We start from the raw sequence: 10,963 nt of genomic DNA, 5'->3' as shown, positions 1-10,963 counted from the left end.
AGCCCTCCTCAAATCTGCACTTGAGCACGCTTGATTGCTTTTAGCACACGCGCCTGTGCCCCGCAGCGACACAAAATACCATCCATGCCCTCACGGATTTCTGCATCACTTGCGGCAGGATTGTTCGATAGCAGTTCGGTAGCCGTCAGGATCATCCCATTACTGCAGTAGCCACATTGTGCAGCCTGCTCAACCAGGAACGCTTGTTGAAGCACTGAAAGAACGCTGCCGGGTGTCTGATCTTCGAGCGACACTACCTCGGTGTCGGCGACAAGCGAGACCGGTGTGATACAGGACCGAACGGCCTGACCATTAACAAGCACAGTACATGCACCACATGCGCTGGCACCACAGCCAAATTTAGGGCCGTTCAGAGAAAAATCATTTCGTAAAACGTAAAGAAGAGGGGCATCTTCATTCACGCCAGTAGTAACTGAATTTCCGTTGAGCTGGAATCTTATCATTGTGTTTCTCCTGTCTGAAACGCCAAAAGCTGGCTCCTACGATTTCGATGAGATTCCATAACAGCCTATCTAACAATTTAAGCACTAATCGGAGGGCCCCATAAGGCGGTCTTCCTTGATAGCTATGATGCGATTGATAGAGGTTGTAAAATCGCTCCCATCAACGGTAAAGCGTAGGTGCTCGGTGAAGGCGACCTAACGTAGTTGATCATGTTTCTCTATATTTCTACGTGCTTTGTCAGCGAGGATGACTGGTACTAATCAGAGGAGCCAACACCGATCATGTCCAGCGGCTGGCCTACATTGAGCGTGATAAAGCTAGAAGGGGACAGTTGAGCCTCACGCTTGGCTTGTTCCAGAAGTTCAACCGGCTCAACGCGCGCTTCTGCACTCAGTTGGAAGGTTCCATAATGCATGCCGATTGACTGTTTTGCTCTTAAATCCATATGTGCTTTAACAGCCTCAAATGGATCAAGATGCACTGGCTTGAATAAATGCCGAGGTGCATAGGCACCTATTGGCAGAAAGGCCAAGTCAACAGGTCCAAATTGTTCATATGTTCTCTTGAAGTGATTGGCGTAACCACTATCACCGCCAAAGTAGATATTCTTGCCACCAATCTGCATAAGAAACCCGCCCCAGAGAGTGGAGTTTCTATCAGTCAATGTACGACCTGAGAAATGCTGCACTTCAAGAAACCAAAGCTTAAAATCATCTGACACTTGCGCGCTATCCAGCCAATCTAGTTCATTGATGTTGTCAGAGGATGCCAAGCGACTTCCCACCCCAAGTCCGGTATATATTTTGGGGTTGTCGCGCTTAATCAACTGATTTATGGATTTCAAGTCCAGATGATCATAGTGATCATGACTTACGATAATTACGTCGATTTCTGGTAGATCCTCCAGAGCTATGCCCGGTTTATGAACCCTCTTTGGGCCAGCAAAGGAAATCGGGCTGGTTCGTTCTGAAAACACTGGGTCAGTGAGAATATTGAACCCATTTATCTGGATAAGAAAAGTTGAATGGTTGATGAAGGTGACGCGTGCGTCCTTGCTATTGACTCTGTCCTGCGGGGACGGATCTGTGATCGTTTCCACCCATTTCGGCCATTTAGCCCTTTCCGTGTCAGAGGTCAGCCCTGCCCAGGCTACTTCCCAGAAGGAGTGAGTTTCGACCAGACTGTTATTCCTAAATGCTCCATCTTTGAAATTCAAAGATCCTTGCTTGTGATCTTTTTGAGTAGCCGCACAAGCTGTCATGAAAACACCTACCAATACGAAAATTACTACCGTAAATTCAATGGGCCGCATCCATAAGTTCCCCGTTTAAAAGATATCCAGCCAAACATAGGCGACATCTGGTCCTGCCTATTTAGCGCTGTGAGTGTGCGCGATTCATGATGGCAAGTTCTCTAGAAAATATTCCATTTGATCCTGCAACGTTGCTGCCATTGGATGCACCTGCAAAACTTCACAGAACAACGAAAGGGTGAGCAGCAGAGGTACGGACATCCGCGTATCCTTTTTTACATGGTCATACGGCTGCTACAGGTTGTCTAACTTATTACCGCATAAGTTTGGATATACTTGTCTGGAATACTTTTCTTGTCAAGTAATCTATTCAAAGATAGGGATTGCGAAGGCAAAACTAGATCTACCACCCGAGAAAGAGCGTCTAAACATAAGGATGGCCTATCTGTTACCGCTTAAAGCAGAACGCCTTCGGCAAATGTTGCAGGCTGCTGTTATGGAAGAATGTAAATTGACACTTTCAGAAAAGAAATGCTTGGGCGTGTTTGCCAGTCTGGAGCACCTGTGACGATGAGTGAAGTTTCACACGCCTTGCTGCTCACCGAAGGAGGCGCGATCAAGGTCATTGGTCGTTTAGAAAGCGCGGCCTTGTTACACGACAACGCTCAAGCAACGGTAAGCGAGTGGTGCTTATCAACATCACGGAAGCTGTCATGACTGTGTGCGTCCGATGACCCCAGCCTTTTTATCAATTAGGGCTTCAGTTACACTGATCTAGCAGCGTAATACCATGGCATGAGATCGTTGATGCGATTGATTTTATGATCAGCAATTTGAGCCAGCAACTCTGATCCCGGGCACCCGCGCTCGATTGGCCGGGAGGGCAGCGGTGCCTGAACAACTTCCTCGCAGCATGAACACGAAAGGCACTCCTCGACGACACTGTTAGAAACAAACCCTGTTTCTGTTGTATGCATTGATCTCCCTTCAAGCATGGGATTGTAACGGTGATCATTCAGCCAGTAATATAGCCGTGTTTTTCTTGTGCCATGGCGACTGGCAACCTGAGCGACGGGCAAACTTCCTTCCAGCGCCTGCTGACAAAACTGGAGGAAGAATAGAAAATCAAATCCTATCGCGTCAGGTCGACTTCACCGAACGCTCACAAAGTAAGTCAGGCAAGATATTAAAAATCAATGGGTCCTGGGCCTAGCTTCACTCGATTATTCACTCTGATCAACCCTTCGTGTTCATTGTGGCAACAAGATCGTCCTCATCTATTGGCAGTTTGTTTGCGCGATATCCTGTTGCTGCGCGGATGGCATTTACGAGAGCAGGAAGTGCAGCGATCAACGCGGCTTCACCAACACCAGATGGCGCGACAGAGGGGTCACTGATGAGTTCAATTTCAAATTCTGGCGCGTGGTCAATCGTCGCAATCGGATAGTCGAAGAAACCATAAGCTGAAATCGAACCATCATCGATAGGCGCCCCTTCGACCAAGACTTGCCCGATGGCCATCATGGTACACCCTTCGATCTGAGCCTTGACTTGATCAGGGCTGAAAACAAATCCGGGATCAAGCACACAATAACAACGATCGATACGGATTTGTTCGTTCTCTTTCTCATAAGATACGTCAAAAGCCATTGCAACATGGGTTTGCTCAGCAAAGATTGCAGCGGCGTAACCGCGACCAACCTCTGCGTCTTCAGGAAGCGGGCGAGCGGCACAAATGGTTTTCAGCTTTGTCAAACACGTCTTGAGCCGGTCTTGTTCCGGACCAAGATTCTGTATCCGTAGCGAAATTGGATCCAGGTTGAGCGTTCGCGCGAGTTCCTCAACCGCCGCCTCGGCTGCAAGCGAATTGGGCGTCGCGCCAAGTGAGCGCCACTGGCCAACATGGAAAGGAAGTTCGACGTCAGTGAATTCGATGCGGCGGCGATCAACGGTATAGAATGGATGAGAACCTATAGTGGCGCCTATGTCGTGAAACAGTTTCCGAACGAGCGACAAGCCCCCTTCAGGTAACAAAAAATCGTTGAACATGACGTGTCCGCTGACGAAAGCGTGCCACCATTCGGTGATTTTCCCATCGTCATCTGCTTTGATCCGAACCCGATGAGACGATGGCGGACGCGTACGGTCTGCGAGGAACTCGTCACGTAGCGACCACACCACCTTGACCGGTCGATCAACCTCTCGTCCAAGGAGCACGGCATCGCGGACAACATCATATGTTGCGCGACCACCAAAGCCGCCCCCCACACGCATGAGGTGAACCGTTACGCGGTCTGTTGACCACCCAAGTTCCGCAGCTGCCTTCTTTTGGTTGACGAACATGTCCTGTGTGCCCGCCCAGATCTCGACCACTTCTCGCCCGTCCCGCTCACTAAATTGAATAACCGCAGAACGCCGTTCAATCGTCGCATGTTCGACAATTGGCAAATCCTGACGTCGGTCAACGGTCCAAACCTGATCCTGAGCGACATCATCGTTTTCGAGGATGCTCTCAAGTTCCCCGGCCGAAAGAGCAATATCAACATCAATCATCGCGTCGATGTCTTTTTGAGTATAACTTGATGGGCTGTCCCACTGTACAGTCATCTGCTCGAGTGCAGCGTCAAGAACGCTTGGCGTTTCCGCGACAATGCCGGCAAAATTACGCTCTTTATCGACCACGACCTTGATGACACCGGGCATACTGCTGACGCCACCATCATCAACATCAACGATCTGGGCACCTGCCATGGGGGCTGGAACGCCGCGCCCATATGTCATGTTCGGCAAACGAACGTCGAGTGCATACACCTCTTTGCCGGTTACAATATCGCGCCCTTGAACCTGCAAAGCAGTTTTGCCAACCTGCACCTTCTCCCTGCCTGGATCAAACGTGTAAGAGGTCGCATCCGGGAGGTCCCCAAGATCGATCACTTCGTTTGTTCCTGTGACAATATCAGCGAAGGTCACGATTTGATCTTCCGGGGTAGTAAAACCGCCTTTAGCATCGCCAAGAGCATGGGCATCAAGGCCAACTTGCTTGGCCGCACGTTGTCTCAGCTCTTCACGAAGACCAGCAGCAGCTTCAGCCAGAGGACGGGCGTTGTTACTGGTTCCCGAGCTTCCTACGGTGACCTGAAGTCTCGTTACGTCGTTTGTTGAGGGAAGCGAGACTTGGATATCCTCAACATCAACATTTAGCTCTTCAGCTACGATCTGGGCTAGGCCGAGGGATGACCCTTGTCCCATTTCGTGCACGGGGCTTAGCATTCTTACAGTGCCATCCAGGTCAACTTTGATCCACGCTGTGCCCTCCTCAAAGTCTGGTGCGCGCATCGACGCCATTACTGGCGCGAACTCTCTGCCCACGAAATAGGTGACGGTTAGACCCGCTGCTGTCCAACCAGCAGCTTTCAAGAAACCACGTCGTGTGAAGCGCCGCTTTTTTTGTGTAGTTGGTTTCATTTCTAGCCTCCCTTTCTTGTTTGCATCACTTGGGAAGCGTTCTTGATTGCGAGGTTGATCCTTTTATAAGTTCCGCAACGACAAAGATTGTTGCTCATACGATCTATGATTGTTTGGTCGTCAGGGTCCGGTTCTTCATTCAGCAATGCCGCGGCTTGCATGATCTGCCCTGCCTGACAGTAACCACATTGAGCGACGCGCTCGTCCAACCAAGCCTGTTGAACAGGATGTAAAACACCATCGGCGCTGGCAAGACCTTCAATTGTGGCAATGCTGTCAGACTGGACATCAATCGCATAAATGGAACAGCTGCGGGCAGCCTCACCGTTGATGTGAACTGTGCATGCACCACACTCCCCTTGGCCGCAGCCAAGTTTTGGACCAACAAAACCCAACTGTTCACGCAGCACCATAAGCAGCGTTTCATCTTGCCATGAGTCTGGTACATCAAATTCAGAGCCGTTGACGATTAGACGCATGGATCAATTCCTCCAATTGGCAGACATAATTCTGAGAGTTTCGTAGGAACGCGCGGTGTCCGGCTAGTCTTGCTCCAGAAGAACACCATTCTTGATGACCATGTTTGGCATTGAACGGCCAACCAGCTCACTTGCACTTCGAGCGGCTTCAATTCTGTTTAGATCTTCGTCGCTTAGACTTAGATCCCAGCTTTGCAGCGTATCCTCTAGTTGGGCTGTGGTGCGAGAGCCAGCCAGTGGGATAATGTCTTCGCCCTTGGCCAACAGCCAGCCGTGCAACAGTTGGGCAATCGAAATGCCTTTGTCGGCGGCCATATGGCGTAGCGTAACTATCAAAGGATCGCCTTCTGCATCGGGTAATTTACCAAAACCCATGGCGCCAAAGGCCACAATACCGATACCCAATTCACGTGCCGTGGGCAGGATGCTTTTTTCGATGGAGGTATCGGTTACGGAGTAAGCGAACTCCACCAAGCTCAGCGGGTGGGTGGCATGCGCTTTGCGAATGGTCTCTGCATCGGTTTCCGACAGGCCGATATTGCGCACATATCCGGCTTCGACCAGGTCAGCGATCGCACCGATGGTATCTTCAACAGGGATACCGATATCCACACGAGCGGGTTGATACAGGTCCACATAATCCAGACCCAAGCGTTTCAGAGAGGAGGTGATGTAAGTTTTCACATTCTTTGGGCCAACATCGACCTTGTTGCTGCCCGTAAAAGCATTCTGAAAAGTTCCATACTTCAGGGAAATGAATACCTTGTCCCGGTCAACGCTTTTCAGTGCCTCACCGATAAGAAATTCATTATGACCATCCTGGCCGTAAAAATCCCCTGTGTTCAGGAGGTTGATGCCTGCCTCCAGCGCGGCGTGAATGGTGGCAATGCTTTCGGAACGCTGCTGGTTCGGCATCATCGACATGCGCATGCATCCCAAGCCAAGTCTGGAGACTGCAACACTGTCATTCCGGTAGGTTTTCATATCCATTTGAAACGCTTTCTCAGATTTCTAGCTACTTTCGCTGGCTACCCGGAAAGTACTCATCAGCAATTACATCAACAAGGCGCATTTCATTGAGGTGATATATGTCAAAAATTGATATATGGCGATAATTCTCGTCGAGTTCGGCGTTTTTCCAAGCAATAGTTAAAAATGACCAGATCGGTAGGAGATTGGAACCTACCGTTTACACAATCTGCTCTACCGCCTGCCGAACTGCACCACGAAACCATCTTTGCGCTGGGGAATGGTGCGTGGCCTTGTGCCAGATCATTTTGAATTGAACAGTTGGAAACGGGCAAGGCGGCTCAATGTGCGCGAATTCCCTGAACAGCCCATGCGCCATGCGCGACGGTAAGATCGCTATGAGCTGTGACCCACGCATCAATGGGGGAAGGGCTTCGAAACTAGGAACTTCGACCCTCAACTGACGCTCTATACCATGTTGTTCAAAGATGCGTTCTTCGAAGGGCGTTCCAGACAGAGAGAAACGGACTGTCGCGTGAGGCAGTGTACCGAAATTCTCACGCACTTCATCTTCCGAAACGACCTTGGGATCAAAGAAGCACTTTGAGCAATCCTCAAACAGCGTAGTGCTGTAGATATCAAGCTGATCTGACGGCGGGAGAGGTGTGACGACAACATCGCTCTCTCGCATACGCAGCCGATCCACGTAATTCCGGCCAGACGGGATCAAGCGAAGTTTGGCTTGCGGCGCTTCGATTAAAAATCTGTCCAGCAGTCTGGGAGAAATCAACTGACGCTCGTAGTCTTGCGCTTCAAGGCAAAATCGGGTCGTCATTTTCTCCAATTCCAGCGGTTCTGGCGAAACGAGTGCCTCAAGTCGATCTAGTATTTCCGAAACCTCAGGTGCGAGGACAAGGGCACGCTCGGTTGGTGCAATGCCACGTCCAGCTCGCACGAACAAAGGATCTCCAAACACCAAACGCAGCCGATCCAAAGCATGACTGACTAAGGGTTGGCTGACGTCCATCCGTGCAGCTGCACGCGAGATCGAACCCTCTTTCGCAACTGCGCAGAAAATCGTCAGCAGCTTGACATCGACCTTCATTAGATCAGGTTTTTTCATATGTGACCTCAATAAAATGCGTCTTGTTTATATTATGAACGAAAAAGATACTCCTCGCAACATCGGCCGATTGGAGGTCATGCAATGAGGATGCTCGGATATGTCCGCAACGAACAAACAGAGTGAAGTTGAATTTGTTGCACTCGTCGCGCTGACTACATCGCTAGGAGCATTGTCGATTGACGCTGTGCTGCCCGCGCTGCCCGACATCGGCGAGAGTTTCGGGATCGCCGATGGCAATGCATTGCAGCAGATCGTCGGCATTCTGTTTTTGGGATTGACCATCGGGCAACTCGCCTACGGGCCATTGTCAGATCGCTTTGGACGTAGGCCACTCCTATTCATCGGTATGGCGGTTTTCGTGTTGAGCAGCCTGGTTTGCATTCTGGCAGATAGCCTCGCCGTGATGTTTGTAGGCCGGTTCTTTCAAGGCGCGGGGGCCGCGGCGCTCAGGATCGTACCTATGTCCGTTATTCGTGACCGATATGATGGAGCCGCCATGGCTCGCATCATGTCCCTGACGATGGCGGTGTTCATCATTGTACCTTGCATCGCTCCAATGCTTGGACAGGGGATTCTGATGCTGGCGGGATGGCAGTCGATCTTCTGGTTCATGCTGGTGCTGACATGCGCCTCGGGGTTTTGGGTTTGGACGCGCCAGCCGGAAACTCTTCCAGTTGAGCGGCGCAGCGCGGGCAGTCTTGTCTCGGTCCGCGACGGACTTGTCGCGACCCTGTTGAACCGGAAAACACGTGCCTATACAATCGCCAGCGGGCTGATGATGGGGACTTTTATGGCCTATGTCATGTCGGCCGAGCAGATCTACCGCGATATCTTTGAATCAGGTGATCTGTTCGCGCTCTACTTTGGGGTAGGTGCAGGCTTTATCGGTATTGCCAGTTTAGCCAACGCCCGTCTGGTTGAAAGCTATAGCCCGGAATTGATCTGTCGGGCCGCCCTGTTTGGCGTGATCCTGGTTAGCGGTTTGGCATATGTCATCAACCACATTGCCCCATTATCTTTATACGGATTTCTTGTCTTAATCTCGATCGTTTTCTTTTGCTTCGGACTTACGATGGGCAATATGAACGCAATCGCCCTGCAACCGCTTGGACATATTGCCGGGTTGGCCAACTCGGCCATCAGTTTTCTGTCCGGATGCATTGCCATGGCGATTGGGTCAGTCATTGCTGGCACTTTCAATATGACGGTAGCCCCCCTGTTCTTCGGGATATTTGCAACCAGCCTGTTGTCTCAGCTTATCTTAATGTTGGCGGATCGCCAACAAATGGTAACGGGCGCATAGCCCGCATCCTGATCGATCTCTAACAGTCAGTGGATTGGTGCTCCGCATGTAAAGATGTCGGCTGCTGAAACGACAAAAGAACCCGGTGATGCTCGCTTATTGCTCTGGAGCCACGCAAGGCGCAAACTCTATGAAGTCGCACGCAACAAAACACCGCCTGTAGCTCCAAAAGACCTGCGCCAGATTGGTGAGCTACATCAGATCGAAAAGACGGTCCGGGGCAAAACCCCAAGAAACGTCTGCTAGAACGCCAGGAGCGAAGCAGAGAGAGTGAGCTGGAGCGCGGTACTATCCTATCGTATGAGACCAATCGCAACTGGTTGAATAAGTTCAACCCATGATGAAAACACGCGAATGACCGCTTCTCTAATCGGGCGTTGAGGTCAAGCTCTTTTTCCTTTTCATTCGGATCATATCCATCTCCGGGTCACGCTTCTCTTCGCAGTCTGGATCGCTCTTCATTGTGAGCGGCTGCATGCATGTGCCGGAATGGTTGTAGAGAGCCCCGCTATTGGACGCGCTTTCATGGCGCAGCAGACATTTTCGGCTTCATCTACAAACCTCGTCCAGAGAGGACGATCCTGCCGTGATATTTAGGTCAGGCTATATCATGCAACAACCTCCAAGCCATCACGACAGAATGATGTGTCATTGACCCACATGCGGTGCATGACAACTGCCAACTTTCTGGTACGCAAGCATGCCTTGCGACTGCTCAGGAGCGTGCGCATTGCATGCGAACGGCGACTTTTCATATGCACTGGGCTATACCAGCCGGAGCGCAGGACTTGCGCTATGCCGCGCGCATCATTCTTGTCGGTCTTGTTACGCATGGCCGACAGAGCCGCATGCACTTGCCGCGCCTCCATACAGACAATGTCAAAACCGTGTTGTTCTTTCAAACCGTAAAACAGGGGCTGGCTCATTGTTCCAACTTCAAAGCCAATGCGAGTGATAAGCAACGACGTCTGGGCTAAGGTGCTGGCGATAACATCAACTTTGCAGGCAACCGAGCGTTCAAATATAATCTTACCTTCGCCGTTGATCACACAGATCGAAACAGACCGTAAAGAAACATCCAAACCAGCATAGTATTCCATGGTGCTCTCCCATCCTCGCAGCAATATGCTGCGATCTTAACAGGAGCTGACCTATCGTGAAGGACAAGCCCGATTACGCATGCTTTTGGCCCGAAAGCTTTTCGATTTTAGTTTGATACGTATCCAGCATGTTTGAAGTAGTTCCAGCACTCTTTAGGATCGTAGAGGTCACAGACTTGACCAATGGCAGTGAAGACATCGGTGAACGAGCGGGCGCCGATCCTTCGCAGATGTGCCTTGAGTTAGGCATCCTAAAGTAGTCATTCTAGTTATCAATTTTTCGCGCTGCAGCGAATGGCGGCTTTGGTCTGCACAGAGGCTTCTTACTCTTCTAAAAAGCGGTTCCTGAAGCCCTCACAATTCTGTTAGGCGAGAAACCTTTGACAAAATTCACCCAGTTATTTGACGTTTTTTACGGATCTAAGTCATTGAAATTTAGACAAGAGTTCAGGATTGAAAATTCGCATGTCGGTGGTTCGAATCTGCCTCCGGGCACCACTTATCTTCTTGAAATTACTAGATAATAAACTGAGCATTGCTCTACTTTCTCAAGATTTGACACTTTTGCTCCAACCGCTTGCTGAACTCTTCTCCGCGCAGAGTGATTTCCTTCTCAAATCGGACAGCAATATCCGACATGTTTTTGCGTAAATCAGCGCTTCTTTGCATAAGACGTCCGCTACTGTTGCCGGTAGATCCGCAACCTCGCGATATTTAACACAATGATTTTGGTAATTTCAGAAGCCATTTAAGTTCGTCGATATCACCGAACAGTCAAAAGACGTTTTTGCAAAAGTTGACAGC

Annotated in this window: 9 protein-coding genes; 2 read left to right on the top strand and 7 right to left on the bottom strand. The window is 50.3% G+C overall.

Going from position 1 to position 10,963, the window contains the following annotated elements:
- Positions 1-8: 8 nt before the first annotated feature.
- The 6 genes from PsW64_RS07570 to PsW64_RS07545 all read right to left on the bottom strand — a co-directional run bounded on the left by PsW64_RS07570 (position 9) and on the right by PsW64_RS07545 (position 7,753).
- Complete coding sequence (locus PsW64_RS07570; RefSeq protein ID WP_063303243.1) at positions 9-464, bottom strand: (2Fe-2S)-binding protein; 456 nt, start codon at positions 462-464, stop codon at positions 9-11.
- Positions 465-721: 257 nt separating this feature from the next.
- Positions 722-1,777: an MBL fold metallo-hydrolase gene (locus tag PsW64_RS07565; RefSeq protein ID WP_063299228.1), complete on the bottom strand. Its 1,056-nt coding sequence runs from the start codon at positions 1,775-1,777 to the stop codon at positions 722-724.
- Between the two features lie 1,176 nt (positions 1,778-2,953).
- On the bottom strand, positions 2,954-5,182 hold the full coding sequence (locus tag PsW64_RS07560) for a xanthine dehydrogenase family protein molybdopterin-binding subunit (RefSeq protein ID WP_063303242.1): 2,229 nt from the start codon (positions 5,180-5,182) through the stop codon (positions 2,954-2,956).
- A gap of 2 nt (positions 5,183-5,184) precedes the next feature.
- Entirely contained in the window at positions 5,185-5,661 is a 477-nt protein-coding gene (locus PsW64_RS07555) for a (2Fe-2S)-binding protein (RefSeq protein ID WP_063292184.1), read from the bottom strand.
- A 63-nt stretch (positions 5,662-5,724) separates the two neighbouring features.
- Complete coding sequence (locus PsW64_RS07550; protein ID WP_206599545.1) at positions 5,725-6,651, bottom strand: aldo/keto reductase; 927 nt, start codon at positions 6,649-6,651, stop codon at positions 5,725-5,727.
- Between the two features lie 199 nt (positions 6,652-6,850).
- Positions 6,851-7,753 carry a LysR family transcriptional regulator gene (locus PsW64_RS07545; RefSeq protein WP_063303241.1) on the bottom strand — a complete coding sequence of 301 codons (903 nt, stop codon included), beginning with the start codon at positions 7,751-7,753 and terminating at the stop codon, positions 6,851-6,853.
- A gap of 100 nt (positions 7,754-7,853) precedes the next feature.
- Here PsW64_RS07545 and PsW64_RS07540 point away from each other — a divergent pair, with 100 nt between their 5' ends.
- The gene (locus PsW64_RS07540) at positions 7,854-9,059 is read left to right on the top strand and encodes a multidrug effflux MFS transporter (RefSeq protein ID WP_063287396.1); all 1,206 of its coding nucleotides are present in this window, start codon (positions 7,854-7,856) and stop codon (positions 9,057-9,059) included.
- Between the two features lie 54 nt (positions 9,060-9,113).
- Entirely contained in the window at positions 9,114-9,305 is a 192-nt protein-coding gene (locus tag PsW64_RS07535) for an IS66 family transposase (RefSeq protein WP_063303240.1), read from the top strand.
- Between the two features lie 362 nt (positions 9,306-9,667).
- Here PsW64_RS07535 and PsW64_RS07530 read toward each other — a convergent pair whose 3' ends face one another.
- The gene (locus PsW64_RS07530) at positions 9,668-10,159 is read right to left on the bottom strand and encodes an IS110 family transposase (RefSeq protein ID WP_063303239.1); all 492 of its coding nucleotides are present in this window, start codon (positions 10,157-10,159) and stop codon (positions 9,668-9,670) included.
- Between the last annotated feature and the right edge of the window lie 804 nt (positions 10,160-10,963).

Origin of the sequence: Pseudovibrio sp. W64, from assembly GCF_001623145.1 — a bacterium.
GTDB lineage: Bacteria > Pseudomonadota > Alphaproteobacteria > Rhizobiales > Stappiaceae > Pseudovibrio.
The sequence above is the reverse complement of the archived record's forward strand: the minus strand, read 5'-3'. Positions and strand labels throughout refer to the sequence as shown.

Coding starts and splice junctions, on each gene's coding strand:
- PsW64_RS07530 (WP_063303239.1), bottom strand. CDS start 10,159: ATGGAATACTATGCTGGTTTGGATGTTTCTTTACGGTCTGTTTCGATC.
- PsW64_RS07555 (WP_063292184.1), bottom strand. CDS start 5,661: ATGCGTCTAATCGTCAACGGCTCTGAATTTGATGTACCAGACTCATGG.
- PsW64_RS07550 (WP_206599545.1), bottom strand. CDS start 6,651: ATGGATATGAAAACCTACCGGAATGACAGTGTTGCAGTCTCCAGACTT.
- PsW64_RS07535 (WP_063303240.1), top strand. CDS start 9,114: ATGTCGGCTGCTGAAACGACAAAAGAACCCGGTGATGCTCGCTTATTG.
- PsW64_RS07565 (WP_063299228.1), bottom strand. CDS start 1,777: ATGCGGCCCATTGAATTTACGGTAGTAATTTTCGTATTGGTAGGTGTT.
- PsW64_RS07570 (WP_063303243.1), bottom strand. CDS start 464: ATGATAAGATTCCAGCTCAACGGAAATTCAGTTACTACTGGCGTGAAT.
- PsW64_RS07560 (WP_063303242.1), bottom strand. CDS start 5,182: ATGAAACCAACTACACAAAAAAAGCGGCGCTTCACACGACGTGGTTTC.
- PsW64_RS07540 (WP_063287396.1), top strand. CDS start 7,854: ATGTCCGCAACGAACAAACAGAGTGAAGTTGAATTTGTTGCACTCGTC.
- PsW64_RS07545 (WP_063303241.1), bottom strand. CDS start 7,753: ATGAAAAAACCTGATCTAATGAAGGTCGATGTCAAGCTGCTGACGATT.